Annotated in this window: 24 protein-coding genes; 1 reads left to right on the top strand and 23 read right to left on the bottom strand. The window is 60.5% G+C overall.

Annotated elements, in window-relative coordinates; genetic code table 11:
* Window positions 1-15: 15 nt before the first annotated feature.
* The 6 genes from mnhG to B3605_RS06785 are packed head-to-tail and all read right to left on the bottom strand — an operon-like array spanning window position 16 to window position 5,977.
* Window positions 16-372 (bottom strand): monovalent cation/H(+) antiporter subunit G, encoded by a 357-nt coding sequence (gene mnhG, locus B3605_RS06810; RefSeq protein WP_183794294.1) that lies wholly within the window; start codon window positions 370-372, stop codon window positions 16-18.
* A complete protein-coding gene (locus tag B3605_RS06805) occupies window positions 369-650 on the bottom strand; it encodes a K+/H+ antiporter subunit F (protein WP_112819904.1) in 282 nt (93 codons plus the stop codon). The genes mnhG and B3605_RS06805 overlap by 4 nt, the downstream gene beginning before the upstream one ends.
* Window positions 647-1,123: a Na+/H+ antiporter subunit E gene (locus tag B3605_RS06800; RefSeq protein ID WP_112943288.1), complete on the bottom strand. Its 477-nt coding sequence runs from the start codon at window positions 1,121-1,123 to the stop codon at window positions 647-649. Before B3605_RS06800 ends, B3605_RS06805 begins: the two co-directional genes overlap by 4 nt.
* Window positions 1,123-2,742 carry a monovalent cation/H+ antiporter subunit D gene (locus B3605_RS06795; RefSeq protein WP_296433379.1) on the bottom strand — a complete coding sequence of 540 codons (1,620 nt, stop codon included), beginning with the start codon at window positions 2,740-2,742 and terminating at the stop codon, window positions 1,123-1,125. Before B3605_RS06795 ends, B3605_RS06800 begins: the two co-directional genes overlap by 1 nt.
* Window positions 2,739-3,074: a Na+/H+ antiporter subunit C gene (locus B3605_RS06790; protein ID WP_112533468.1), complete on the bottom strand. Its 336-nt coding sequence runs from the start codon at window positions 3,072-3,074 to the stop codon at window positions 2,739-2,741. Before B3605_RS06790 ends, B3605_RS06795 begins: the two co-directional genes overlap by 4 nt.
* Window positions 3,074-5,977, bottom strand: a complete 2,904-nt coding sequence (locus B3605_RS06785; RefSeq protein ID WP_296433378.1) for a monovalent cation/H+ antiporter subunit A — start codon at window positions 5,975-5,977, stop codon at window positions 3,074-3,076. Before B3605_RS06785 ends, B3605_RS06790 begins: the two co-directional genes overlap by 1 nt.
* 139 nt (window positions 5,978-6,116) lie before the next feature.
* On the opposite strand from B3605_RS06785, the gene B3605_RS06780 reads away from it, so the two are divergent.
* Complete coding sequence (locus B3605_RS06780; protein WP_112819912.1) at window positions 6,117-6,374, top strand: helix-turn-helix domain-containing protein; 258 nt, start codon at window positions 6,117-6,119, stop codon at window positions 6,372-6,374.
* 51 nt (window positions 6,375-6,425) lie between these two features.
* Here B3605_RS06780 and B3605_RS06775 read toward each other — a convergent pair whose 3' ends face one another.
* The 17 genes from B3605_RS06775 to B3605_RS06695 form a co-directional block, all read right to left on the bottom strand.
* Window positions 6,426-7,496, bottom strand: coding sequence for an ABC transporter ATP-binding protein (locus B3605_RS06775; protein ID WP_112943292.1), 1,071 nt, complete (start codon window positions 7,494-7,496; stop codon window positions 6,426-6,428).
* An 11-nt stretch (window positions 7,497-7,507) separates the two neighbouring features.
* On the bottom strand, window positions 7,508-9,598 hold the full coding sequence (locus tag B3605_RS06770) for an ADP-ribosylglycohydrolase family protein (RefSeq protein ID WP_296433377.1): 2,091 nt from the start codon (window positions 9,596-9,598) through the stop codon (window positions 7,508-7,510).
* Between the two features lie 13 nt (window positions 9,599-9,611).
* Window positions 9,612-10,445, bottom strand: a complete 834-nt coding sequence (locus B3605_RS06765; RefSeq protein WP_047511710.1) for a carbohydrate ABC transporter permease — start codon at window positions 10,443-10,445, stop codon at window positions 9,612-9,614.
* Complete coding sequence (locus tag B3605_RS06760) at window positions 10,442-11,287, bottom strand: carbohydrate ABC transporter permease (RefSeq protein WP_112819920.1); 846 nt, start codon at window positions 11,285-11,287, stop codon at window positions 10,442-10,444. Before B3605_RS06760 ends, B3605_RS06765 begins: the two co-directional genes overlap by 4 nt.
* Window positions 11,288-11,385: 98 nt before the next feature.
* Window positions 11,386-12,696 (bottom strand): ABC transporter substrate-binding protein, encoded by a 1,311-nt coding sequence (locus B3605_RS06755; protein WP_112820151.1) that lies wholly within the window; start codon window positions 12,694-12,696, stop codon window positions 11,386-11,388.
* 25 nt (window positions 12,697-12,721) lie between these two features.
* Entirely contained in the window at window positions 12,722-13,762 is a 1,041-nt protein-coding gene (locus B3605_RS06750) for a LacI family DNA-binding transcriptional regulator (RefSeq protein WP_162704904.1), read from the bottom strand.
* Window positions 13,763-14,397: 635 nt separating this feature from the next.
* Window positions 14,398-15,366 (bottom strand): 3'-5' exonuclease, encoded by a 969-nt coding sequence (locus B3605_RS06745; protein ID WP_112943295.1) that lies wholly within the window; start codon window positions 15,364-15,366, stop codon window positions 14,398-14,400.
* A gap of 193 nt (window positions 15,367-15,559) precedes the next feature.
* The gene (locus B3605_RS06740; RefSeq protein WP_296433376.1) at window positions 15,560-17,239 is read right to left on the bottom strand and encodes an ABC transporter permease; all 1,680 of its coding nucleotides are present in this window, start codon (window positions 17,237-17,239) and stop codon (window positions 15,560-15,562) included.
* Between the two features lie 28 nt (window positions 17,240-17,267).
* Window positions 17,268-18,230 (bottom strand): ABC transporter substrate-binding protein, encoded by a 963-nt coding sequence (locus B3605_RS06735; RefSeq protein ID WP_112819925.1) that lies wholly within the window; start codon window positions 18,228-18,230, stop codon window positions 17,268-17,270.
* 28 nt (window positions 18,231-18,258) lie between these two features.
* Complete coding sequence (locus B3605_RS06730) at window positions 18,259-19,332, bottom strand: ABC transporter ATP-binding protein (RefSeq protein ID WP_183794297.1); 1,074 nt, start codon at window positions 19,330-19,332, stop codon at window positions 18,259-18,261.
* Between the two features lie 193 nt (window positions 19,333-19,525).
* Window positions 19,526-20,653: a pyrroloquinoline quinone biosynthesis protein PqqE gene (gene pqqE, locus B3605_RS06725; RefSeq protein ID WP_018896846.1), complete on the bottom strand. Its 1,128-nt coding sequence runs from the start codon at window positions 20,651-20,653 to the stop codon at window positions 19,526-19,528.
* Complete coding sequence (gene pqqD, locus B3605_RS06720) at window positions 20,653-20,946, bottom strand: pyrroloquinoline quinone biosynthesis peptide chaperone PqqD (RefSeq protein ID WP_296433375.1); 294 nt, start codon at window positions 20,944-20,946, stop codon at window positions 20,653-20,655. The genes pqqE and pqqD overlap by 1 nt, the downstream gene beginning before the upstream one ends.
* The gene (gene pqqC, locus B3605_RS06715) at window positions 20,946-21,728 is read right to left on the bottom strand and encodes a pyrroloquinoline-quinone synthase PqqC (RefSeq protein WP_051110751.1); all 783 of its coding nucleotides are present in this window, start codon (window positions 21,726-21,728) and stop codon (window positions 20,946-20,948) included. Before pqqC ends, pqqD begins: the two co-directional genes overlap by 1 nt.
* Window positions 21,700-22,614: a pyrroloquinoline quinone biosynthesis protein PqqB gene (gene pqqB, locus B3605_RS06710; protein ID WP_296433374.1), complete on the bottom strand. Its 915-nt coding sequence runs from the start codon at window positions 22,612-22,614 to the stop codon at window positions 21,700-21,702. The genes pqqC and pqqB overlap by 29 nt, the downstream gene beginning before the upstream one ends.
* A gap of 44 nt (window positions 22,615-22,658) precedes the next feature.
* The gene (pqqA, locus tag B3605_RS06705; protein WP_018896842.1) at window positions 22,659-22,754 is read right to left on the bottom strand and encodes a pyrroloquinoline quinone precursor peptide PqqA; all 96 of its coding nucleotides are present in this window, start codon (window positions 22,752-22,754) and stop codon (window positions 22,659-22,661) included.
* Between the two features lie 145 nt (window positions 22,755-22,899).
* Window positions 22,900-23,730 (bottom strand): aldo/keto reductase, encoded by an 831-nt coding sequence (locus tag B3605_RS06700; RefSeq protein WP_296433373.1) that lies wholly within the window; start codon window positions 23,728-23,730, stop codon window positions 22,900-22,902.
* 22 nt (window positions 23,731-23,752) lie between these two features.
* Window positions 23,753-24,946, bottom strand: coding sequence for an MFS transporter (locus B3605_RS06695; protein ID WP_113009086.1), 1,194 nt, complete (start codon window positions 24,944-24,946; stop codon window positions 23,753-23,755).
* Between the last annotated feature and the right edge of the window lie 114 nt (window positions 24,947-25,060).

The raw sequence follows: 25,060 nt of genomic DNA, 5'->3' as shown, positions 1-25,060 counted from the left end.
TTACGCGTTCGTATCTCACTCCTTGGCGTGCTTTGGCGGCGCTTCTCGATTTCCCTCTGCCCGGTCTCTGTGCAAGGCAGCACGTGCCAGCATCATCAGAGTTACCGGTGTCGTCACGGTCACGAACACGCCGATCAAAATCTCGTGGACCGCAAAGCGAGAGGACACAGCGGAAAAGAAGATCATCGAGCCGAGCATAACCCCGCCAATCCCCCAGCTGGTTCCGAGTGTCGGCGCGTGGATACGTTGGTAGAAACTTGGTAGACGGAGAAATCCGATCGCACCGATCAGAGCCAGCAGCGCTCCGAGAACGAGGAAGAAGGCGACAAGCGACGCCACCCAGACCGGCAGATCCACGGCAGCGTGCATCATTCGATCACCTCCCCGCGCATCAGGAACTTCGCCAGTGCCACGGTTGCTACGAAGCCTATCATTCCTATGACCAATGCGGCTTCGAAATAGACCACCCTCCCCGTTCCGACGCCGAAGGTTACCAAAAGCAGCATGGCATTGATGTAAAACGTGTCGAGGCCGATGATGCGGTCTTGCGCGCGGGGGCCGACGAACATGCGGACCGAAACGATGGCCATGGCCGCAACGAGCATGACCTGAGCGACCGACACGGCCGTGAAGAGGATGATTGCACTCATGCGAATATCTCCAGCAACAGCGCCTCGTATCGGTTCTTGATAGTATCGCGCCATACGGCTTCGTTCTGTATGTCGAGAACGTGCAGCAACACCGTGTGATCGTTGGAATCATATTCCAGCCATGCGGATCCTGGCGTGCTAGTCAAGATCACGGCCAGCACGGCAAGCGCGAACTGGCTGCGGAGTTCCAAGTGTATGGTGATAAAGCCGGGGTTGTGCCGTCGTTTCCCGCTGCGCAAAATGATCCACGCGACGTCGATGTTCGACTTGACGATATCACCGAACACCAAACCGAAGAGCTTCGGCAGGAGATACCATTTCTTCAGCCGTACCGGTTCCGACTTGAGAGAGGCCATCGCCCAGCCCGCGAAGACCGCAACGACGAGGCCCAGGATGAAATGGCCGAGGGTGAAGCCGTTTAGCAGCAACCACATGATGAGCAGGCACGTCGCAAGAATGGGATAGGGAAGCATCACTCGCCCTCCGTTCCAGCTTTGACGCCCTTGATCGGCAGCGCGTTGTTGACCGCGTCGATATAGATCGACGGCTTGCTCAGCGTGCGGATCGTCGTGTCCATGTATTGCATCGCCGGCCCGGCCTGCACGGTGAGCGCGAGCGTCAGCGCCAAGAGGAACATCACCGGCACGATCTCGATCACCAGCACGCGGGGCACAGTTCCTTCGATCGAGCTCCAGAAGGTGCGGATGCCGACGCGCGTCATGGAAATCAGCGCGGCTATGCCGGAGAGAATAACGAGAACGACCAAAGCCCAGATCGCCGCAGTGGGCGGCACGCCGATGGAGCCGGTGCCCATCATCGCAGAGAGCATGGCGAATTTGGCGACGAAGCCCGAGAGCGGGGGAAGGCCGGAGAGCAAGATGCCGCAGGCCGCGAAACAAATGCCGAGAACAGCCATGGTCCCCGGCATGGTGACGCCTTCTTCCTCGTTTTCGGGCTCTTCGTCGGCCTCGCCATAAGCCTCCATAGTCACGGCAAGCACGTTTGCGCCCGCATCCTGGCCGCGTTCGACGAGTTCGATGAGCATGAAGAAGGCGCTGATCGTCAATGTTGAGCTGACGAGATAGAGCAGCGCGCCGGAAGAGACCGCGCCGTCGTTGATACCAAGCACCATCAGCAGTGTCCCCGAGGAGACCAGTACGGAAAAGCCCGCAAGCCGTCCCAACGCCTGCGATGCAAGCACGCCGACGATGCCGAAGATCAACGTGGCCATGCCGCCATAAAGCAGAACCGGCGCGCCGAACCCGGCCGAGGGGCCCTCACCGAACAGCAGCATCGTCAGCCGCAGGATCACATAGATCCCAAGCTTGCTCATGATCGCGAAGATACCGGCCACCGGTGCAGATGCGGCGCTATAGGCGGTGGGGAGCCAGAAGCAAAGCGGCCACATGCCAGCCTTGATAAGGAAGACGACACCCAATATGCCGGCGCCGGCCTCCATCAACATGCGCCGGTCGGGCTCGATCTCGGGGATGCGGGCGGCAAGGTCGGCCATGTTGAGCGTCCCCGCCGTTCCGTAGATGAGGCTGACGCCAATCAGGAACAGCAGCGCGGCCACGAGGTTGACCGCGATGTAATGCATGCCAGCCTTGACGCGCAGCGGGCCTGAGCCATGCAGCAGAAGACCGTAGGAGGCTGCCAGCATGACCTCGAAGAAGACGAAGAGGTTGAACAGGTCGCCCGTGAGGAAGGCCCCGTTGACCCCCATGAGGAGCAGCTGGAACATGCTGTGAAAATGCGCGCCCACCGCATGCCAGCGCGCCAGCGAGAAGACGAGTGCCGACACGGCAAGCAGTGCGGTCAAAAGCAGCATCATGGCCGATAGCCCGTCGAGAACGAGCACGATGCCGAAGGGTGCCGACCAGTTGCCAACGAGATAGACGCCCTCGAACCCATTCGGGCCGCTTTCGATCCTGAACAGGATGAAAGCGATCACGGTGAGCGAGATCGCGGAGGCGAGGCTGACCATCGCCTTGGCGAGGCGGCGCCGCTCGTCGATGAACAGCAAGAGGGCACTGGCGATCAGCGGAATGAGGATGGGCGCTACGATGAGGTGATGGGACCAACCGCTCATTTCGGCTCGTTCCTTCCATCGACATGGTCGCTGCCCGTCAGCCCGCGCGACGCCAGGAGGACCACGAGAAACAGCGCCGTGGTCGCAAAGCCGATGACGATGGCGGTCAGCACGAGGGCCTGTGGTACCGGATCGGCGAGAATGGACGGATCGTCGCCTCCCAGGATCGGCGGAACGTTGGCCTTCACGCCGCCGACGCCGAAGATGAAGAGGTTGACGGCATAGGAGAGGAGCGAGAGCCCGATGATTACCTGATAGGTGCGCGGGCGCAGGATAAGCCAGACCCCGCAGCTCGTCATGATGCCGATGGCGATCGACAGAACCAGTTCCATCACCGCTCCTCCGATTTGGCCGCGTCGATCGTGCGCAGGCGGTTGATCCGCAACGATTGGTGGGCAAGGGCGACAAGGATCAGCACGGTCGATCCGACAACGAGCGAAAAGACGCCGAGGTCGAAGAGCAGTGCCGTCGCCGCCGGCACCTTGCCGATCAGGGGAAGTTCGAGATAGCGCGAATGCGAGGTCAGGAACGGATAGCCGAGCAACCAGGCACCGGCGCCCGTCAACACCGCCGTCAACAATCCCGCGCCCATCCACCGCAGCGGCAGAATGCGGACGCGGTCCTCGGCCCAGCGCGTACCGCCGGCGAGATATTGCAGGAGAAAGGCGATCGAGAGCGTCAATCCCGCCGAGAACCCGCCGCCCGGCAGGTCATGCCCGCGCATGAAGAGGTAGACGGAGAAGGTGATGATGACTGGGAACATCCACTGCATGATGACCGATGGTACGAGCAGATAGTCGCGCACCGTGTCGCCAGCCGAGCGCTCCGGCCGCTCCTCGTCGAAGCGGTTTTGCACCTGCTGCTGCTCCGGCATTCCCATGCTGTCTTCAGCCGGGCGGAAACGACGCAGCAAGCCGTAGACAGTCAGCGAGACGACCCCTAGCACCGCGATTTCGCCCAGCGTGTCGAATCCGCGGAAGTCCACGAGAATAACATTGACGACGTTTCGTCCGCCGCCGAGCGAATAGGCATGCTCGAGGAAATAGTTGGCGATCGCGTCAGGTACCGGCATCGTCATCACGGCATAGGCGATGGCCGACATGGAGACGCCGCAGAGGACGGCGAGCGCGAAGTCGCGGAAGCGCCGGAACCGGGCGCGGATCGTCATGGACTCGCGAATGTCTTCAGATCGTTTCGGCAGCCACCGCAGCCCCAACAGAATGAGAACGGTGGTAACGATCTCGACCAGCAATTGGGTGATCGCAAGATCAGGCGCCGAAAGCCATACGAAGGTGATGCACACGATCAGGCCGACGCCGCCGAGCATGACCAGCGCGGCCAGTCGATGGTATTTGGCCGTGTAAGCGGTACCGATCGCCAGACACACCCCGATCAACCAGAGCGCCGTGAAGACAGGATCGACGCCGGAATAGGCAAAAGGACGATGTTCGAAGCCGCGGAGATAGAGCGGCAGGGCACCCGCAAGCAGTCCAGCGACCACCAGCCACCGCAACTGCGGCTGCAGCTTGCGTGTCCCAAGCCGCCGCTCGGCAACGCGCGCCCAGCGCCAGGAGACTTCCACGAGGATACGTTCGAAGATGCGCTGCCCCTTCAGCCGCCGGATAAAGGGTGGACCGTCGTCGCAACGTGACAGATAACCTTTCAACGCCCAGTAGATCGCGGTTCCGGCGATCAGCGCTATGACGCTCATGATCAGCGGGAGATTGATCCCGTGCCACAGCGAAAGGCTGTACTCAGGCGTGTCGTCTCTTAAAACACTGATCACCGCGCTGTGGAGAAATGGTCCAATTGATAGTGCCGGCACGATACCGACCACCAGGCACAGCACGACGAGAAACTCGATCGGAAAGCGCATCCAGCGTGGCGGTTCGTGCGGATGCGCGATCGGCAGGTCGGTCGGCGCGGGGCCGAAGAAAACGGTGTGGATGAAACGCAGCGAATAGGCAACGCTGAAGGCACCAGCAAGCGTCGCGACATAGGGCAGAATTCTATCAAGGATGGAATCGGCGTGCGTCTCGACCGCTTCCGCGAAGAACATTTCCTTCGAAAGGAATCCGTTCAGCAGTGGTACGCCGGCCATAGCGGCGCTGGCGACGACGGCAAGGGTCGCCGTGATCGGCATGAACCTGTACAAGCCGCTAAGCTTGTGCATATCGCGCGTCCCGGTCTCGTGGTCGATGATGCCCGCCGCCATGAACAGCGACGCCTTGAACGTCGCGTGATTGAGCATGTGAAAAATCGCAGCCACCGTTGCCAATGGGCTTCCGAGGCTGAGCAGCGTCGTGATCAATCCAAGGTGGCTGATCGTCGAATAGGCAAGGAGCCCTTTCAGATCGCGCTGGAATATGGCGAAGTATGCGCCAAGCAGCAAAGTGATCATTCCCGCGGCGCCGAGGATCCAGAACCACTCGTAGGTTCCAGACAAGACTGGCCAGAAGCGCACGAGCAGGAAGACGCCCGCCTTCACCATCGTTGCCGAATGCAGGAATGCCGACACGGGCGTCGGCGCCGACATGGCATTGGGCAGCCAGAAGTGGAATGGAAACTGAGCGCTTTTCGTCAAAGCTCCAAGCAGAATGAAAATCAGCGCGGGCACATAAAGGCTGTGATTTCGGATCAGGTCACCTGAGTTCAGGATCTTGTCCAGATCGTAACTGCCGACGATCTTGCCAAGCAAAATCAGGCCGATCAACAGGCAGAAGCCCCCGATCCCAGTGATCGTAAGGGCCATTCGAGCGCCGTCTCGGGCGGCAGCATTGTTGTGCCAGTAGCTGATCAACAGGAACGAGAAGATGCTTGTCAGTTCCCAGAACACCGACAGTAGGATGACATTCCCTGAAATGACAATGCCGACCATCGCTCCCATGAACGCAAGCAGGAACGAGAAGAATCGCGGGACCGGATCGTCTTCCGACATGTAATAGCGGGCGTAGAGGATGACCAGAAAACCGATGGAGGTGATCAGCATGGTGAAAATCCATGCAAAGGCATCCATGCGCAGAGTCAGATCAAGACCGAGCTGCGGCAACCACTCAGCGTCGAAGCGAATGACACCCCCGTCAGAGACCTGCGGGTAGAGACTGGCGCTAAGCAAAAGGGCGAGGAAGACGACAATACCAGCAAGGCTGGAAGGCAGGCGACGTGATACCGTTCTCAGGAAAAAGACCGACAGAATGCTACCCACGAACGGAAGAAGCAGCAGGGCAACGAGCATGAAGGGTCCGGCTGTTATCCCAATGCGTCTGTCCTTTTCGAATTGTGATTAGAGGCATCGCATATTTAGCAACGACCTAGAAATCACTTTTAAATTAGCCTATATGATCTATATCAACCAATATGGGCGATAGTCGAAGATGGGTCAAGCTTACGACCATAAGATTTTGTCGCCGGCCCTATGTAGAGCGGCACGCGGTCTCGTGGACTGGACACAGGCTGAACTGTCAGCACGGGCGGGCGTGTCGCGAAGCACGGTTCGCGACTACGAAGGCGGGCGCCACGATGTTCACCGCGCAACGGCTGCACAATTGAAAATCGCGCTTGAGAGTGGCGGTGTAACCTTCGTCAATCTGGACGACGGCAAAATAGCTCTTTGCTCCAGCAACGAGCAGTGACGCCGAGCTGGCTAGCCACCACGCCTGTCACGCGCCAAGCGGTTCGGCGCGCTATGGGGACACAATCCGTCGTCCCGTCTCCTGGTCGAAAAGATGCAGATTTCCCTGAGAAAGTGAAAGACGCTGTCGGCTGGCGACGTCGAACTGGGGCCGTTCGCGCAATACAATGGAAACCAGTTGCTCCCCAAGACGTGCCTCGACGAAAGTCTCCGCTCCCGTCGGCTCGATATTCTCGACGATGGCTTCAAGCTCGCCAACACCAGCGCTAACAAGTGCGATTTCTTCGGGACGCTTGCCAATCAATATCGACTGCCCATCGCGTACGCCTCCAGGAACCTTCAATCCGGTCCCCTTCCCGGTTTGCAGAACAAACTCGCCGGATCGGGCGACGGCCGGAAACAGGTTCATCGCAGGAGAGCCGATAAATTGCGCCACAAAAGAATTTGCGGGGCGATCGTAAAGCTCAAGTGGCGAGCCAACCTGCTCGATCTTGCCCGCCTGCATGACGACGATGCGGTCGGCCATGGTCATTGCCTCAATCTGATCGTGGGTAACATAGATCATGGTCGTTCCAAGACGGCGATGTAGCGACTTGATCTCGCCTCGCATTTGCACGCGCAGCTTGGCGTCAAGATTGGAAAGCGGCTCGTCAAACAGGAAGACTTGTGGCTTGCGCACGATCGAGCGCCCCATGGCCACACGCTGACGCTGGCCACCCGATAGGGCCTTCGGCTTGCGCTGGAGGAGCGGAACCAGGCCCAGGATTTCCGCCGCCTCACGTACCTTTTTGTGCTTCTCTTCCTTGCTGGCGCCGGCCAGCGTCAGGGAAAATGCCATATTCTCCTCGACGGTCATATGCGGATAAAGCGCATAATTCTGGAAGACCATCGAGATGTCGCGGCTCTTCGGGGGCAGGTTGTTCACCACCTTGCCGCCGATCGATATTTCACCACCGGAGATCTCTTCCAGACCCGCGATCATTCGCAAAAGCGTCGACTTCCCGCAGCCCGACGGGCCTACGAGGACGACGAACTCGCCCTCATTGAAATTTGCCTCAATGCCGTGAATGACCTCAGCGCTTCCATAGCGCTTGACAACCTTATCGATTGTTACGCTGGCCATATTGTCACCCCTCACGCCGCGCCAATTGCGATGCGCGTGGCCGACAATGCACCCTCATGGATGATGAGACCGGCCGAACCGCCCTGAAAAGCCGTATCGTCGGCTTCGACGGTGGTGTCGCCAATGCGCGCTTCGAAATGCCCGCCCTTCGCCGACACCTTCAGCGTAAATGCCTTCTCGAATTCCACGTCGAGTGCGACGGAGGCAAGCACCTTGCGATCCTCGTCCTTGCACCTGACGATTTGCAACTCGCCGGCGCGAGTGACCAGCGCGGCATAATACCGGCGCTGACCCTGCGAACGGAAGACCAGACCGCCGTAATCGCCGAGATGGAGCATGAGATCGGCGTCGATCGCGTAATCCGTCCAGTCACGCGTGCCCTGCATGATCATGCCGTCGCCGCGGTTCTGGCTGATGCGGAAATCCTGCGGGAAGTGCTTGGAGAAAAAATGCACATTGCTCACCCAGGCACGCCGCCAGAAATCACCGGCACCCTCGGGCCGGCGAAATGTCACCGCCGGGCAGCCGTCCCAGGTCAGGCTGTCGATGACGACACGACCGTTTGCCCTGCCGTCGGCCGTCTTCAGCACCAAGCCGACCTCGGCGATCGGCTGGTATCCGGTCTCCGGCACAGTCCATGAGAGCGAGGCAGATGCGCCGGCTGCCAACAATTCGCCATTTGGCATGTCGATGGCGACGAGGTTGTCCGTCCCGTCATAGTGACGAATGCGCAGTTTGGCTTCGACGATACCCTTGTTGCCTGGATCAGCGCTGACGCGCGCCTTGAGCACCTGGCCGGCATGAATACGCGGGCTGGCCATCAGATCATAGGTGCGCATCTTCGTTACTTCGGCTGGGGTAAACACGGGCGTGGTGGTTGCCGCCTCGCGGCCCGGAGCAAGCGCGGAAAAATCGATCGCCAGACCATTGCCGGTGCCGCTCACCTTGAGATCGGCGAGCGCGCTATCGGCCGCTTGCGCACGGAAGCCTTGAACAGACCCCGGCAGTGAGAAGTGGAACTTGGCACCGTCCTTGGGCGCCGGTTCGTGGGCCTGACCAGCAAGCTTGCGGCCGAGATTGGCAAGCCAGAGAGCAACATCGACGGCATCGGCGATCGAGCGACCACCGTCGGCCGTCGACATGTAGAGCCGGTCGGCAACCGGGCCGCGCCAATCCGGGCCGGCGTCCAGTCCCTCGAGACCAAGCATGATGCCGTGCAGGCAACCGAGATTGCCGGCATTGCAATCCGTATCCCAGCCGGACGTGTTGACGATCATCTGGCCGCGCTGGAAATCATGCGGTGCATGTAGGAGCGCCATGATCATCAACGCATGGTTCGGAACGACATGGCAATTGCCCGGATATTTGTCGTAGCCGTAGTTATCTTCGATCCTTTGGCGGGTTTCCTCCCAATCCTCGTTACCGGATGTCCAGTGGCGGATATCAGCGACAAGCTTAGCGATCAGGCTGTCCGTTGGAATATAGGACAGGCCGGTGTCCAGCAGATGATTAACATCCTTGCTGACGAAAGCCTCCGCTTCCATTGCGGCCCAGAGCACTGCGGCATGGACCGCTTCACCGTCGTGGCTGACGGAACCAGCCGCCCGCGCGAGCTTTGCAGCCTGCGCCGGCTTGCCGGGAGACACGAGCGCCCAGCCGTCGATGAAGATCTGCGCGCCGATCTGCTCAGCGACCGTTGCGCCATTGGTTTCGATCGAACCGGAGGCGGGTGCGGAAATACCGCGTTTCAGGTTGAGCCAGGCCGTGTGTTCGGTAGAGTTTCCGGCTCCGCCCCACCAGAGGATCGAGCGTTCCTCGATTATGTAGTTGAGCCAAGCCTTACCGATATCCTCGGCGGAAAGGTCGGGCGAGATGCCGTAGTCGTCGAGCGCGCGCGGGAAGGCGAAGGTGCCGCCGACGTCGTCGTCAGTGACGACAAGCGGATCGCCCAGCCGTTCGTGGACGTAGTAGGTGATCGGTCCGAGCTTCTGGAGAATATCCTTGTAGCGCCAGTTTTCGAATGGGCGGCCGAGATAGACGCCGATCAGCTTGCCGAGAACGCCGGCGTAGACACGGTTGTTGTAGTCTGCAGGTATGGACATCAGAAGCTCCTTGTCAGCCCTTCACCGAACCGCCTGCCATTCCTTCGATGAAATGGCGCTGCAGCAGGATGAAGAGAATTACGATGGGTAGAATAATGATGAGGGCCGCCGCCATGATCTCGCCCCAGTCGGACGAGTACTGGCCGGACAGCAGGAAGAAGGAAACGACGGCCGTCAGCCTGTCCTGATCCTGCAGGAAGGTGGTTGCGATCAGGAACTCGTTCCACGAGTAAAGCCCGATGATCAACGCGACGGTGAGGATGCCCGGCGAGACGATCGGCAGGAAGACGCGCCGGAAAACCTGCCAGTGCGTCGCCCCGTCGATCAAAGCGGCTTCCTCAAGCTCCTTGGGAACAGCGAGAAAATAGGTGCGCAGAAGCATGATGGCGAAGGGCGAGTAGACCGCCGTGTAGATGAAGGACACGGCTATCGGATTGTTGATCAGCCCGAAGCGCGCGAAGCCGAAGTAGAGGGGAAAGAGGAAGAGCTGGATCGGCGCCGTGGTGCTTGCCAGGAGATAGAAGGTGAGGATCTTCCACGTCTTGATCTTGCGGCGGGCAAGAACGTAGGCCGTCAGCGAACCCGTCGTGCAGACGAGGATGATCGTCATGCCGGTCAGCACCGCCGAATTGAGGAGTGTGCGGCCGAAATTTGCGTCCGACCATGCGCGGGTAAAGTTGTCCCAGCGCAATTCCGACGGCCAGGCGAGCGGATTTTGCACGATTTCGGCGGACGCCTTCAGCGAATTCAGCACCATCAGCACGATGGGAAACAGCGTGATGATCAGCAGCAACGACAGCGTCGCATAGACGAGCGTCAGTGTGATGCGGCTCTCGGTCATGTTCATTGTTCGAACTCCGATGCTTGCGCGCGGATATAGAGGACAGTGGCAGCCAGCCCGAAGAGGCTGATGACGACGGAAACAGCGGCCGCCTTGCCGACGGCGAGATCGTAGAAGGCCGAACGATAGGCAAGCGTCGACAGCACTTCGGAGGAATAGGCGGGGCCGCCCTGCGTGAGGATGTAGACGAAGTCGAAGACGAGGAACGACCAGATGACGGTCATGATCATCATCAGCGTGATGGTCGGCATGATGCCCGGAAGCAGCACGTAGCGGATCATCTGGAAGAAGGTCGCGCCCTCGATGCGGGCCGCCTCGATCTGCTCGGCCGGCACCTGGCGAAGGGCGGCAAAGAAGATGACGCACAGGAAACCCCACCAGTGCCACAGATCGACGACGGCAATGCCGTAAAGCGCGCTCGACGTCTCTGTCAGTGGGTTGGCAATTTCGATACCCAATCGCTGGAGAAGGCCCGTAACACCCGTCACCGGCGAGTAGATCATGCCCTGCCAGACACGACCGGTAATGGCCGTGGCGATGATAACAGGGAGGAAGTAGATGACCTGGAACGTGTTGGAGCCACGACGGGCGACCAAAAGCATTGTGGCCGCCAGCAGACCCATGCCAATCGGCACCGTCAGGAAGATGATCGTCCAGATGATGTTGTTGGTAAGCGCCGTCCAGAACACGCTGTCGCCCCACAGCGCCGCGAAATTGTCCAACCCGACGAAAACAGGTGTGCTGATGCCGTCCCATTCGAAGAAGGCAAGGGCCACCGTCAGCAGCGCCGGAATGGCGATGATGACGATGTTTATGATGAGGGTCGGCAGAACATAGAGTCTGTGCATGGTATTACCTTTTCGGGCATGGTCCGGCCTGCCCTGCCACCGGCACCGGTGGAAGGCGGGCGGGAGGCGCGCGCTGAGCGCGCCTCACAAAGTCCTGATCAGCGAGCCGGGACGGCAGGCGCCTTTCCGGCCTTGGATTCCTTCTGGAAGGACTCGTCGAGCTTGGTCAGATAGTCCGTCGGCGAGATCTTCTTCAGCCAGACTTCCTCGATGCCATTGATGATGTAGCTGTCGGTCGCTGGCGGCAGGAAGGTCCAGGTGGTGTAGCCGTATTTCCCGTCGGCAACCGAGGCGGAGAGGTTCTTCATCGTCTCGGTAAACAGCGGCGTGACTTCACTCGCCATCTTGACGCTCGATATATCCTTGAGCGGGATATTCCATTCGCCCTGCCAGGCGGAGTTCATCGTGCCGTAGACTTCCGGCGAGAAGACGTAGTTGATCACCGTGGCGGCACCTTCGGGGTTCTTCGCCTTGGTCGCGATCGAGAAGGTCGAGCCGATCCCGAGCGGGAAGATCGGATCGCCGGACACGCTCGGGAAGCCGACGAAGCCCGCCTCGGAGCCAGCCTTCTTGCCGTAGGTCGCAACGTTCTGGAACTGCCATGTACCGGTCGGCATCATGCCGGCTTTTCCGGAGGCCATCGCGTCAGCCGCCTGCTCGCTGCTGGTCAGCGAGAAGTAGTTCTTGCCGAAATAGCCCTTCTGCCACCAGGAGTTCAGGCGATCGATCGACTTGACGAAAGGCTCGGCCGTCCAGGGCATTTCGCCACGCAGCGCCTTGTTGAGATTGTCGGGGCCGGCGACAGAATTGAGCGCCAGCGTCACGAACCATTCATTGGCGCCACGCCAATCGGCATTGCCGGCGGCGAAAGGCGTGATGCCTTCCTTCAACATGGCATCGGCGAGCGTTTCCATCTCGTCGAGCGTTTTGGGCGCCTGCCAACCATGCTTTTCAAACAAGGTCTTGTTGTAGAAAAGACCGACGGTCTCGTAAGTCTTCGGCAGCGCGTAAAGCTTGCCGTTATACTCACCCATTTTCAGGAAAACCGGCAGGATGCGATCCTGCCACTTGTACTTGGCGGCATAATCGTCGAGCGGCATGAGCTGGCCCGACTGGGCCATCGGCGCGACGTAGCTCGGGCCCGCCGTGTAGACGACATCGGGACCATTGCCGGACAGCATGGCAACGCGCAGCTGCTTGTCGAGTTCGGTGCCGCGGTAATCGATCTTCAGGCTCTGCTCTGGATTGGCCTTGTCGAAAGGCTCGACGATGTTCTCCTTGATCAGCTTCTGCTGATCGGGGGTTGCCTGCTCGTACCACCAAGTCACCCGATCCTGGGCGGCGGCGATCTGAGCGGCGCCGATGACGATGGCGGCAGCGGCAAGCAGTTTCGTCTTCATCTTGGTCATATTCATTCCTCCCTTGTTCGATGGATTAATTCTTTACGTCCGGCGGTGGAGCGACCGATGCTCGGATGACGAGTTCAAACGGCATCTCCTCGGGCTGGGCCGGCTCGGTTTCGCGGGAAATCAGGCGCGAGAGAAGTTTTTCGGCAGCGCGCGCGCCGAGGCGATCCTGAAATTGCGCCACCGTTGTGAGACCCGGAGTGACGAGTGCCGAGGCCATGATATCGTCGAAGCCAGCGACGGAAATATCCTTGGGGACCGACAATCCGTTTCGCAGCAGGCTCTTAATAACGCCAATCGCCATCAGGTCATTGGCGGCAATGACGGCGGTGACCCGCCGGCGGCTCGCGACGATGCGATCGGCCATCTCGCTGCCTGCTTCCACAGTAAAATGCGTCGCCTCAAGCACGATCGGCTCTGCGTGGCTCGATGCCATAGCGTCTAGATAGCCCTGTAGGCGAACGCTTTGCGGGCCACCGCGGGCGGCGACCATGGCGATGTCGCGATGACCAATACCTAGAAGATGCGTGGTAACAGCGCGCGCGGCCGCCTGATTGTCGATAAACAGATCGTCTATCGGAAGCGAACCGCCCGATTTGCGTCGCACTTCGATGCGCACGACCGGCACGCCATTCTTTCCGAGGGGCGCGAGATCACGCGCTGACAGATTGAAGAACACCCCTACGACGCCGTCGTAGCGCCCCTGCAATGCGGCCGCGACCACTTGGCGTTCATTTGCGATTTCACCTTCCGTATCAATCGTGATGACCTCATAGCCGGCATTGCGAACCACCTTCTGAACCGCGACGACAAGCGAGGGATAAAACGGGTTCGTCAGATCCGGGACAACGCATGCGATGACATGAGACCGGCTTGTGCGCAGTGCCTGGGCAAAGCGGTTGGGCTGGTAGCCCAGCTGGGCGATTGCAGCCTCGATGCGGTCAGCAGTTTCAGGTGCAACCTTGTCCCTGCCTCCATTCAAAACAAGCGATACGGTTGCCTGCGCTACGCCGGCCTGCTCCGCCACTTCCTTCTGTGTGATCCTACGGCCAGCCACCACAAATTCCATCGTTGATACGTATCGATTGATTATTGATACGTATCAACGCAGGAGTCAAGCGCGTTACTGTCAGTTTGGTTGGCTCCTCCGGACGCGCCCGCCAGTTGTCCAGCGGGTGCCAGGCGACCGGACGAACGCGCAGGAATTTCGTTACCCCACGTAGCGCTGGATTTGCCCGATTGACCTGCGAGACCCATGAGATATCAGCTGTTCGGCGGATAGGAATGAGATTGGGCTGCCGATCCCGTTTAGACAGGGCGAATGTCCAAACTTGCGGTGCAAGGTCCCTCCTTTTGGCGATCAACGAACAATACCGGCCGTCACCGATATCTGCTCTCCTTCGTTCAAGGCAACGACCCCTGCCAATCATGTCAACCGTCAACGACCTGCGGCTTTGGCAAGGTTATGAGGACGGCATCGCCTAGCGCGCCGGCCCGCGCTGGAGGCTGGCGCCCGGCGCGAAACGAACAAACGCCTGCTAGGAGCGAGCGTTGTGACTTCGAATGCTCTACTGAGGGCCTAGAAGACTGCGGAAGCACGAGCAAAAGCACGGATGCCGCTGCGGTATTGTGCGAGAAAGTGACAGTGGATCACACCGCCATGCACGAAATGCAGAAGTCCACCGCCCTGGGATATTGGGGGAGTTACGCTCTGAAACGATCGAAGGCCGTCAGGCGACGGGTTGGCGGATCGGCGTCCGGCCAGCGGTAGATATCCAACCGGAGAAAGGAGAGCTCATCCTCGAAGGCGTTCTCATCGACCTCGACCCACCACGACTTGGGACGGCCGTCGCTTCCGTCCGACCAGCGGTAACCGCGAGCTTTCAAATGATCCTTCATGTCGAAAGGACTATTTTCGGCATAGATGCGCACGCGCGCATGCTGGCTGGCCGCATAGAGCTCCGAAAACGCGGTGCCGGGGCTAGCACTCTGGCCAAGCACCTCGAACAACGCGAAGCAGTCGTCGACCGCGCGGTGGCCATCGTGGAAATAACCCGCCTGTCCGACAAGGTAGCCAAGCTTCGTCCCTTCGAAGCCGCGGGCCGACCAGTCGATTTCGGCATTGGAGCAGGCCCAGGCCTTGCCGGCGAAAATCTGCGAGAAGGCTTCACAGAATGGCCGGTCGAAGCCGGCATTATGGGCGATGATCAGGTCGGCCGGCTCAATCAGGGCCTTCAACGCCGCAAGATCGATCTCCTGGCCTGCGACCATCGTGTCGGTGATACCCGTCAGCTTGGTGATCTCGGCCGGTATCGTCACCGTTGGCTGTTGCATGCCGCCGTAAACGCCCGTGACGTCGCCGATATTGCCATCGTGGTCGAAGCTGAACGCGATGACGCCAATCTCGATGATCTCATCCTTGCGGTGACTGAGACCTGTGGTTTCAGTGTCGAGGATAACGCCACGGAGCGGAAAGCCGGCGCGCGGCATCGCGGCCACGGTGCGCGGCTCAAGCTTCTTCAAAATCCGGTAACGACCCGTCTCGACCAGGCGATCGACCATCGTCTGCTCGCTGATTTCGCCAGCAGCATGGCTCTTCAGCGGTCCCTTGCGCGGGGTCTGTCCGGAGGACTGGCTTGCGCCGCCCGAGAACATGTCGAACTGTTCTGCCATTGTCCCTGATCTTTGCCATCGCCCCCGTTCCGCCGCCAAAACGAACGAATCGAGTTGATATACCCGTAAGAGCAATGGGGAAATTGCACCGATCGGCAAGAATAAACAGCAAGCGAAGCCGATTGATGCCGACGTAGCTCACGAAGGCTGTGGAAAAAATCTCGCGCACCAAAGGACCAGGCACAATGCCCATTTACTCCGCCACAAGCCCGCTGCGCCTTAGAAGCGACAGCAGAACCAGCGGGATCAGCGTGGTCAGCACGACGGTGACGAAGGCCATTGCCATGCCGAGACCGATCGACCCCTGCTCGAACTGCCGCCAGATAAATACCGAAATCGTCTGCATACCGACAGGCGCGACCAGGATCGACGCGACGAGCTCGCGGGTGGCGACAGCGAACACAAGCAGCATAGCCGTGACCAGGCTCGGCGCGATCAGCGGCAGCAAGATGCGGCGAAACGCCGTGAAGGCGCCAGCGCCGCAGACGCGCGCGGCTGCTTCGAGATTGTCGCCGATCTGATGCAGCGCCGCGGTGGTGTAACGCATCGGCTGCGGGAGCAGTATGCAGCAGTAGGCAAGAAGCAGTATAAGCGGTGTATTGTAGGGCGTGATCGGTAACACCGGCTGGTTCCACGCCAAAATAAGGCCCACGGCGACGACCACGCCGGGTAAAGCGTTCGGCAAGGCTGTTAGAAAATCCAGCGTCATTCGGCCGCGGAACCGGGTTTTTGCCACCGCATAGGCCGAGACGGCGCCGAGGATACCGGTGAGCAGGGCCGTGCCCAATCCGAGCGCGAAGCTGTTGCCAAGCGCCCGCAAGGCACCGGCGCTGTTATCGGCGATCGCGGCAAAATTGGAGAGGCCAAGATTGCTGACGGCCAGACCGCCGGAGATAGTATTCGATAGCGCGGTCGCCAGGATGGCCAGAAGCGGGATCACGGTGGCAAGCAGCGTCACGAGACCGAAAAGGATGAGAACCGGAATGGTCAGAATTCCGAGCGGGCGCTTATCCTTGGCTTGCGGCTTGCCGCCCGTGGTCACATAGGAGCGGCGGGCGAGGATCCACCGTTGCGCCATGAAGGCGGCAAGCGACAGTATCACCAGCATCAGCGAGAAGACGGCGGCGCCCGCAAGATCGATGGGCCAGTCTGAAATGCGCAGATCGATCTCAGTTACCAGAACGTCGAAGCCGGATCGCCGCCCAAGCGCTGCCGGCGTACCATATTCCTCGATCGCCGCCGCGAAGACGAGGAGCAGGCTGGCGGCCAGCCCCGGCGTCGAAAGCGGCAGCGTAATGCGCCAGAAGGCGCGCCAGGAAGAGGCGCCGAACACGCGGCCCACGTCGGCATAACGCGCTCCGACAGCTTCAATTGTGCGCGAGACCGCGAAGTAGACCAGCGGAAACGTGTTGAGCGCCATCACCGTCGTCATCCCCGCCAGGGAAAACAGAAAGGGGGCGAGGTGAAAGCCGGTCAGCTGCTGCAGATAGCCGCGCGGCTGCAATGTCATGATCCAGCCGAGCGTCGCAATATAGGGCGGGATCATGAAGGGAACGAGCAGCGCCACGTCCCAAAAGATCGCAAAGGGCACCTTGAACAAGGCGCGGAAAACCGCAAGCGGCACGGCCAGCAACGCGGCTGCCATCATGACGCAGATGCCGAGAATGACCGAATTGCCCCCCATTCGCAAAAGCTTGGGATCGGATAGCATCTCGGGAAGGTGCAGGAACGGGGCGGCAAGAGAACTCCGCCCCAGTTCAGGGAAAATCGCCTGGAGGACAATGAAGACGAACGGCACGGCCACGACGATAATCAAACCCGATGTCGCCACCCATACTATCGGCCCGGTGCCGGCTGCGCCGTTCGCTTTCATGCTCTTCAGTCTCGATTCTTCTTCAGTCTCAGTTGCCGGCGGCGAAGATCTTGCCAAATTCCTTCAGCGTCTCGTCGCGCTTGCCGTAAACGGCAGCGGCATCGATCTGGAGTACCTTGAGATCGGCAACCAGCGGACGGTTGGCCGGGATGTCGCTGCGGGCGGGCATCAGGTAGGTGGCGGCGACCAACTTCTGGCCTTCGTCGGACAGCATGTAGTCGATGAACTGCTTGGCTTCATCCTGATGCTTCGACCAGTTAAGGATCATTGCTGGGCGCGGCGCGACGACGGTGCCCGAAGCCGGGAAGATGACGTCGATCGTTTCGCCCTTTGCCTTGCCGGCGAGCGAGATGTAATCGACCGCGCCGAATACGGCTGCCTTGGCACCCTGCAGAACCGGGTTCAGCGCTTCGGCATTGGCGCCGGCGACAACGGCGCCGTTGGCATTCAGCTTGGAGAAGAGGTCCCAGCCCTGGCTACCGGCAAGCGCAGCCACCAGTTCGAAGCTTGCACCCGACTGCGCGGGATCCGGCAGGTTGACGAGATCCTTGTATTCCGGCTTTGCGAGGTCGGCCCATTCGGTCGGCTTAGGCGTATTGCTTGCGGGGTTCCAGGCGATACCGAGCGCGGAAACGCCTTGGGCAACTGCCGTCTCGGACTTGAGGAAGTCAGGAACCTTGGCAGCGTTCGGGCTCGTGTAGGAAACCAGCCAGCCGCGCTTGGTAAAGTCGGTCGCCGTATCCCAAGATGCCGAAATCAGCACGTCGACAACCGGATTGGCTGCTTCGGCTTCAATGCGCGCCATGATCTTGCCCGTCGTCGCCTGGAACACCTCGACCTTGTGGCCGGTTTGCTTGGTGTAGCCTGCAGCAAGCTTCTCGATCAGGCTACCCGGGCCGGCAGAGTAGACGGTGATGTCGGCGTGGGCGACGCCTGCCGCGAGTATGCCGGCGATGAGGGCGAAGCCCGCACCAAGAAATGATCTGCTCATATGTGCCTCCATAAGCGTTTGATATGCTTCAGTTACGCGTGAACCAGCGCATGTTCGCGCTATCGATGGCGAGGTTGACCACCTCACCTGTGACAGCGCGCTGGCGCGCCAGGAATGTGAGTTCGCTTGCAGCCGGCCCGGCGCCCAGCGTAACCGTGGTCAGATAGCCATCGCCACGAAACTGCGAGTGGACGACCTCGGCGGGCAATCCCTCCCCCGATGTCAGGCGAACGGCCTGAGACGGCAGCAAGACATGGGTCGCGCCAGCGGGGGCATAGTCATCCTTGAGGACGATACCGGTTTGGTTGAGACGAAGGCCGCTCTCCTCGCGAAAAACAGGAACAACGCAGCCTAAGCGCAGGAACTCAGCGACTTCAGGCGTCGCCGGCGCGCTCACCAGTGTCTCGGGCGACGCCATCTGCTCGATGACGCCACCGCGCATCACGGCAACCTGATCGGCCAGTGAGAACGCCTCGCTCTGATCATGGGTAACATAGACTGCGGTAAGGCCGAGATCCGACATCAGCGCGCCGATTTCGCGCACCATGGTCTCGCGAAGCTCGCGGTCGAGGTTCGACATGGGCTCGTCGAAAAGGACGAGTGCCGGCTCCGCGACGATGGCGCGGGCGATTGCAACGCGCTGCTGCTGCCCGCCCGACATGTCGCTGATGCGCCGGGCGCCGAAACCGCCGAGGCCGACCCGTTCAAGAGCTGCCGCGACACGCCGCTTACAATCCTTGCGACTGACACCGCGCATCTCCAGCGGGAAGGCGATATTGTCCGCGACACTCAAATGCGGCCAGAGCGCATAGTCCTGAAACACCATGCCGAGGCCGCGCTTTTCCGGCGGCACGAACAGGCCGCCAGCGGCATCGGCCACCACACTTCCGTTAATCTTTACGCTGCCCTTGTTCGGCGCCAAGAGGCCGGCCACCAGGCGCAGAAGCGTGGTCTTGCCGCAACCGGACGGGCCGAGCAGCGCGAGAACCTTGCCCTTCTCAAGCGAGAGATCGACGTTGTTAAGTACCGTGTTTGAGCCAAAATGGAGGCTGAGACCCGACACCGACACGGCGGCTGGTTGTGCAGAAAAATTGGTTATCATGACTATCAACAGAAAGAAATTTAGCCGCTTATAGTCAGACGGAATGACACTTTCGTGACATAATTGTTAACGTGGGATGTATGACATCACAGAGTTGTGGGACGGCAAACCGCCCGTATTCCAGCGGGCGGTCGCGATCCGCGCCGCCGGTTTTCCGACGGCGTGTGATTTCGCAAAGCTTGAGGTCAACCCTCTATCGACCGCGATAGACGAACTCGCCAGGGATAGCCGCCGCATCCTTGTCGGCCTGCAATGTCAGTGCGTCGCGCAGCGGCGAGCGAATGCAGACGGGGTCGGTTGCGCTGGCATCGCCGGCAAGCGCCATTGCCTGGCAGCGGCAGCCGCCGAAGTCGATCGCCTTGCGGTCGCAGCTTCGGCAAAGCTCCGGCATCCAATCTTCGCCGCGATAAGCGTTGAAGGCGGAGCCGTGATACCAGATATCGGACAGCGACTTCTCGCGAACATTATCGAAGGTCAGCGAGGGGATCGTCTCCGCTGCGTGGCAGGGGAGAACCCGGCCAGACGGCGTAACATTCAGGCCGATCCGTCCCCAGCCACCCATGCATGCCTTGGGATAGGACGAGTGGTGGTCGGCCGGCACATAGTCGATGACGAGAATGCCTTCCAGCCGCTTGCGGGCCTCGATGACGGTCTTGTTTGCCCGCTCGACTTGCTCTCGCGTCGGCATCAGTGCGGCGCGGTTTCTTTCGGCCCAGCCGTGAAACTGCACGGTGGCGATCTCGATACGCCGGGCGCCGAGCTTCACCGCGAGATCGAGCATGTCGTCCAACTGATCCATGTTCTGTTTGTGGCAGACGGCATTGACCGTGAGCGGTATGCCGCTTGCCTTGACCCAGGCGGCGACGGCCATCTTGCGATCGTAGCCGCCCTTATAGCCGCCGACGCGATCGGCGCTCGCGGGGTTCGTTCCCTGCAGCGAGAGTTGCACGTGGTCGAGACCAGCATCGGCGAGCTCGAGCAGGCGCTTCTCGGTGAGGCCGACACCCGATGTGATGAGATTGGTATAGAGACCGGCGGCTGCACCCGCTGCCGTCAGCTCGACCAGATCGCGCCGCGAGGCCGGCTCCCCGCCAGAGAGATGCAGATGCAGGACGCCCATTTCGGCAGCCTGCTGGAAGACCCGGATCCACTCTTCGGTCGACAGTTCTTCCTTGATGCCCGTGAGTTCCAGCGGATTGGAGCAATAGGGGCAGGCAAGCGGACAGCGATGCGTTAGCTCTGCGAGCAGTGCCATCGGCGGCGGCGCTACTGAAGATAGCGGAGCAACCGTTTGCTTGACGACCCTTGCCTCGACGCCCATCACAACACCTGCAGCATGCGACGATTGGCGAGCTCGCGGATGAATGCCAGGACATCGGTCGCGATCTGCTCGCGCGGCGCCTGGAATTCGGCGGCGAAGTCGTCGGCAATCGAGTCAAGATTGCGCTCGCCATCGAGCGCTTCGATGATTTTCACGGCGATCTCATCCACCGCCATCGCCAGTTCAGGTGCAAGCAGAACGGTCTGCCCGCGCACCGGATCGTGGCGCAAACGCACGCCACGGGCCAGCTTGACGACCATGCTGCCGGTTATCGCGACCGTGTCTTCGCTCATCACGCGATCTCCTCGAGCTCGCCGATCACGCCCTCGCGACCGTCCCAGCCACCCGGTGGGATCAGGCCCGGCGTAACATAGGCGAAATGTAGCGCATCGAGCTGCGCCCACAACACCTCGGTCTTGAATGTCAACGCCGCTGCCGCCGCGTCCTGCTTCTCCAGCGTGTTCGCGTTGTCGAGCACATAAGCGAGGCCGAAAGCGACATCGACGGGCGCCTCGTTCAGCCGCTGACGGAAATAGGAGAGCGCCTGATCGTCAGCGAAGGCGTAATGCTGCAACAGCCCGGCGATACGATCGGCATGGATCTTCGGCGCGAAAAGCTCCGTCAACGATGAAGCGACGGCCTCAAGCAGCGGCTTTTCGCGCACGAAGTGAACATAGGCTTCAACGGCAAAGCGCGTGGCGGGCAGGATGCCGCGACCGGAAGCCACATAGTCAGGATCGAGGCCGACGGCTTCAGCGAGCTTTAGCCAGCGCCGGATGCCGCCACCTTCGGTGAGCCCACCATCGTGATCCTCGATGCGGGAGCGCCAGGCGCGGCGCATGTCGGCATCCGTGAGGCGCGACATGAAGGCGGCGTCCTTCATGGGGATATGGCTCTGGTAGCAATAGCGGTTGATCACCCAGGCGCGGACCTGCGTCATGGTGCACTGGCCGCCATGCAGCATTTTGTGGAACGGGTGCTTGTCGTGGTAGCGGTCCGCGCCGATCGCCATCAGCCGCGCTTCGAATGCCTGCCGGTCAGGTGCTTCAGTCAAAGTCGATCTCCATGCCGTCATGGCCAATCTGGAAGCCGCTCGCCTCGAGCATGTCGCGCTCGGGCCCGGCCCGCCAGATCGGATTGGTGTTGTTGATGTGGACGTATATTTTCTTGGCGATATCGAGCTTCGACAGGGCCGCTAAGCTGCCATCGGGGCCGCTGATCGCCATATGGCCCATGCGCTGCCCGGTCTTCTGGCCGACGCCGAGCGTGATCATCTCATCGTCGGTGAACACGGTGCCATCGAAGAACAAGGCGTCGGCGCCGTCGATCCGCTCGATGAGGCCATCGCTGATGTGGGCGCAGCCTGGAATGTAATAGACGCGCTTGCCCTTTGCGATCAGCTCGACGCCGACAGTCTGCTCGCCTTCCAGCTTCAGCTCGGGTTCGCCGTTTTCCATGAACAGCGGCACCTTGCCGGGGACAGCGAACAACCGGGCCTCAATGTCCGGGAGTAGCGAAAACGGCTGCTTGAGCGTTATCGTGTGACGTTTCACAAAGGCGGGATCAAGGGCGCGGAAGACGGGGTTGTCGTCGATGATCTCGGCAATCTCCGTCGTCACGAAGATGTCCAGCGGCTGCTTCTCGCGCAGAATCAACAGGCCGGCCAGATGGTCGATATCGCCGTTTGTGATCAGCACGCTCTTGATCGGACTGTCGCGCAGCGCCTTGGGATGCAGCGCGCTATTGTCGATGATCTGCTGCCTGATATCGGGAGAAGCGTTTAAAACCGCCCAGCTGTGGCCATCGAGACTGACGGCGAGCGATGATTGCGATTGTGGCCTGACACCGGATGCCGGATCGCGCGCAAGGCGGCAATTCTGGCAACCGCAATTCCATTGCGGAAGGCCGCCGCCCGCGGCGGCCCCAAGAACCAGACCGCGAAAGCCAGATGAATCTGTCACGCGCGGACCTCAAACATTACAAGTCAAATTGGATTTAGCCGACCTTAGAAAAGGATCGGTTCGTTGCCGTCGGCAGGAGCGTAACGGTTGATTTCCATACCGCAGCTGACTTCGATGAACTTAGGGGCGTGCCAAGACATGTGTGTCTCCATTCATGCTGGTTTGTCTTACAAGGGTTCACCTAGGCCCACTCATGCTGCACTGCAATAGCGTTTTCAGCATGGCTGCCCGCCCAATGTCGCAAGGCCATCACAATCGCGAGATCGGGCGGGCAAAGCGGCCAGATTAGGCTGCCGGGTCCCATTCAGGCGCCAGACCGTCGGGGCTGACGATGCGGCCGTCAGCCTGAGCAAGCGCATGGATGCGCGCCATGTCTTCATCGCTCAGAGCGAAATCGAAGATCGCGGCGTTCTCTGCAGCGCGCGCTTCCGACACGGTCTTCGACAGCGTAACGAAGCCCTGCTGCACGATCCAGCGAAGCACGATCTGCGGGATCGAGCGGCCATGCGCTGAGGCGATGTCGGCTAGAACATGGTCGCTCAAAACCTTGCCATCGGCCATCGCGTAATAGGCGGTGAGCGACAAGCCCAGCTCGCGCGCGGCCTCGATGACCGGACGCTGATCGAGATACGGATGATACTCGACTTGGTTGTTGGCAAGCGGCCGTTCGCTGAGACGCGCGGCATCCCTCATCAGCGTCGTATTGAAATTGGAGACGCCGATGTGGCGCGCCTTGCCTGCCTTGGCGACGTCATTCAACGAGGCGATCTGCTCTTCCAGGCTGACGACGGTGTTCGGCCAATGCAGCAGCAGGAGATCGACATAGTCGGTCTTCAGCTTCGACAGACTTTCATCGACGGAGGCAAGGAAGGCGCTGCGCTCGTAGTTCGCAACCCAGACCTTGGTGGTGAGAAAGATATCAGCGCGGGCGACACCCGACGAGACGATCCCTTGGCCTACGGCAGCTTCGTTGCCATAGATCTGCGCGGTGTCGACGTGGCGGTAGCCGGTCTTCAGCACATTGGAGACCATCCGTTCGGTATCGGCGGCTTCCATGCGGAACGTGCCGAATCCGAGCGCGGGGATGGAAGCGCCATTGGCGTTGACGAGTTTCATGAGGATTTTCCTTTCGATAGTATCAGGCCGCGGAAGCGACGGTATTGGTTGAAGCAAGCGCGCGGCGGTCGAGCGAGCCGCTCCAGAGCGTGAGAATGAGGGCGCCGACGACGAAGATGGCGCCGACCCATGGCGTGGCCCCAAGGCCGAGCGAAGAGGCAACCACGAGGCCGCCGACCCAGGCGCCTGCCGCGATGCCGAGATTGAAGGCGGCGATGTTCAAGGCCGAGGCGACATCTACCGCTGCCGGACGGACCACGCCGGCAAGCTTCACGACGTAAATCTGCAGGCCAGGCACATTTGCGAAAGACAGGAAGCCGAGGGCGGCCAGCGTCGGGATCGTCAGCCAAGGCGACACGGCGGTGAAGCTGAAGATGGCGAGAACGATGGCCTGCGCGGTGAAGAGCCAGGCAAGAGCCTTGATCGGATCACGGTTGGCGAGGCGTCCGCCGGCGATATTGCCGATGGCGATCGCGATGCCGTAGAGCACCAGGATCAGACTAACAGCCGAGGCCTGGAAACCGGTGACCTGCTCGAGGATAGAGGCTAGGAAGGTGAAGGTGACGAAGGTACCGCCGTAGCCGAGAGCAGTCATGGCGAAGACGATCAGCAGACGGCCGCTGCCGAGAACCTTGACCTGCTCGCCGATCGTTGCCGCCGGCGCCTTCTTGAGGTTTGCCGGCAGAAGGATCCAAAGACCCGCGAAGGCAATGACGCCGAGGCCGGCGACAGCCGCAAATGTCGCGCGCCAGCCGAAGGTCTGACCGATGAGCGTGCCGAGCGGAACGCCTGTCACGATCGCGACCGTCAAACCCATGAACATCATGGCAATCGCCGAGGCGCGCTTATTCTCGGGAACGAGATCGGCGGCGATGGTCGAGCCGACGGAGAAGAAGACGCCGTGCGCGAAGGCAGAGAGAACGCGGGCGACAAGCAGAGGCGCGTAGCCTGGGCTGAGCGCTGCCATTGTATTGCCGAGAATGAACAGCGCCATAAGGCCGAGAAGCAGCAGCTTGCGATCGAGGCGACCGGTGAGCGCGGTCAGAACAGGCGCACCGAAGGTAACGCCGAGCGCGTAAACGCTGACGATCAGGCCAGCGAGCGGCAGATCGATGTTGAGATCATTGGCGACGGTGGGCAGGAGCCCAACGATGACGAATTCCGTCGTGCCGATCGCGTAGGCCGCGACGGTTAAGGCAAACAGGGCAAGGGGCATTGTTAATCCATCCAGTGACGATGCCGGACAAGCGGCGATTTGGGATGGCGGCAATATGGACCACTGACATTATCTCGATAAGCAGCTACATTGCCTCAATAGTTATGAATTGAA

Source organism: Rhizobium sp. UBA1881 (assembly GCF_002338015.1).
Classification (GTDB): domain Bacteria; phylum Pseudomonadota; class Alphaproteobacteria; order Rhizobiales; family Rhizobiaceae; genus Rhizobium.
The sequence above is the reverse complement of the archived record's forward strand: the minus strand, read 5'-3'. Positions and strand labels throughout refer to the sequence as shown.

Bases quoted from the DNA above. Each gene is read 5' to 3' on its own strand.
- pqqD (WP_296433375.1), bottom strand. From the start codon at position 20,946: ATGAGCGAAGACACGGTCGCGATAACCGGCAGCATGGTCGTCAAGCTG.
- B3605_RS06800 (WP_112943288.1), bottom strand. From the start codon at position 1,123: ATGCTTCCCTATCCCATTCTTGCGACGTGCCTGCTCATCATGTGGTTG.
- B3605_RS06795 (WP_296433379.1), bottom strand. From the start codon at position 2,742: ATGAGCGGTTGGTCCCATCACCTCATCGTAGCGCCCATCCTCATTCCG.
- B3605_RS06750 (WP_162704904.1), bottom strand. From the start codon at position 13,762: ATGGAATTTGTGGTGGCTGGCCGTAGGATCACACAGAAGGAAGTGGCG.
- B3605_RS06695 (WP_113009086.1), bottom strand. From the start codon at position 24,946: ATGCCCCTTGCCCTGTTTGCCTTAACCGTCGCGGCCTACGCGATCGGC.
- B3605_RS06745 (WP_112943295.1), bottom strand. From the start codon at position 15,366: ATGGCAGAACAGTTCGACATGTTCTCGGGCGGCGCAAGCCAGTCCTCC.
- B3605_RS06730 (WP_183794297.1), bottom strand. From the start codon at position 19,332: ATGATAACCAATTTTTCTGCACAACCAGCCGCCGTGTCGGTGTCGGGT.
- pqqA (WP_018896842.1), bottom strand. From the start codon at position 22,754: ATGTCTTGGCACGCCCCTAAGTTCATCGAAGTCAGCTGCGGTATGGAA.
- pqqC (WP_051110751.1), bottom strand. From the start codon at position 21,728: ATGACGGCATGGAGATCGACTTTGACTGAAGCACCTGACCGGCAGGCA.
- B3605_RS06790 (WP_112533468.1), bottom strand. From the start codon at position 3,074: ATGGAACTGGTTCTGTCGATCGCCATCGGCATCATGACGAGCTGCGGG.
- B3605_RS06765 (WP_047511710.1), bottom strand. From the start codon at position 10,445: ATGAACATGACCGAGAGCCGCATCACACTGACGCTCGTCTATGCGACG.
- B3605_RS06760 (WP_112819920.1), bottom strand. From the start codon at position 11,287: ATGCACAGACTCTATGTTCTGCCGACCCTCATCATAAACATCGTCATC.
- B3605_RS06785 (WP_296433378.1), bottom strand. From the start codon at position 5,977: ATGCTCGTTGCCCTGCTGCTTCTTCCGTTCGTGGGTAGCATTCTGTCG.
- B3605_RS06770 (WP_296433377.1), bottom strand. From the start codon at position 9,598: ATGTCCATACCTGCAGACTACAACAACCGTGTCTACGCCGGCGTTCTC.
- mnhG (WP_183794294.1), bottom strand. From the start codon at position 372: ATGATGCACGCTGCCGTGGATCTGCCGGTCTGGGTGGCGTCGCTTGTC.
- B3605_RS06775 (WP_112943292.1), bottom strand. From the start codon at position 7,496: ATGGCCAGCGTAACAATCGATAAGGTTGTCAAGCGCTATGGAAGCGCT.
- B3605_RS06780 (WP_112819912.1), top strand. From the start codon at position 6,117: ATGGGTCAAGCTTACGACCATAAGATTTTGTCGCCGGCCCTATGTAGA.
- B3605_RS06805 (WP_112819904.1), bottom strand. From the start codon at position 650: ATGAGTGCAATCATCCTCTTCACGGCCGTGTCGGTCGCTCAGGTCATG.
- B3605_RS06740 (WP_296433376.1), bottom strand. From the start codon at position 17,239: ATGAAAGCGAACGGCGCAGCCGGCACCGGGCCGATAGTATGGGTGGCG.
- B3605_RS06755 (WP_112820151.1), bottom strand. From the start codon at position 12,696: ATGACCAAGATGAAGACGAAACTGCTTGCCGCTGCCGCCATCGTCATC.
- pqqE (WP_018896846.1), bottom strand. From the start codon at position 20,653: ATGGGCGTCGAGGCAAGGGTCGTCAAGCAAACGGTTGCTCCGCTATCT.
- B3605_RS06700 (WP_296433373.1), bottom strand. From the start codon at position 23,730: ATGAAACTCGTCAACGCCAATGGCGCTTCCATCCCCGCGCTCGGATTC.
- B3605_RS06735 (WP_112819925.1), bottom strand. From the start codon at position 18,230: ATGAGCAGATCATTTCTTGGTGCGGGCTTCGCCCTCATCGCCGGCATA.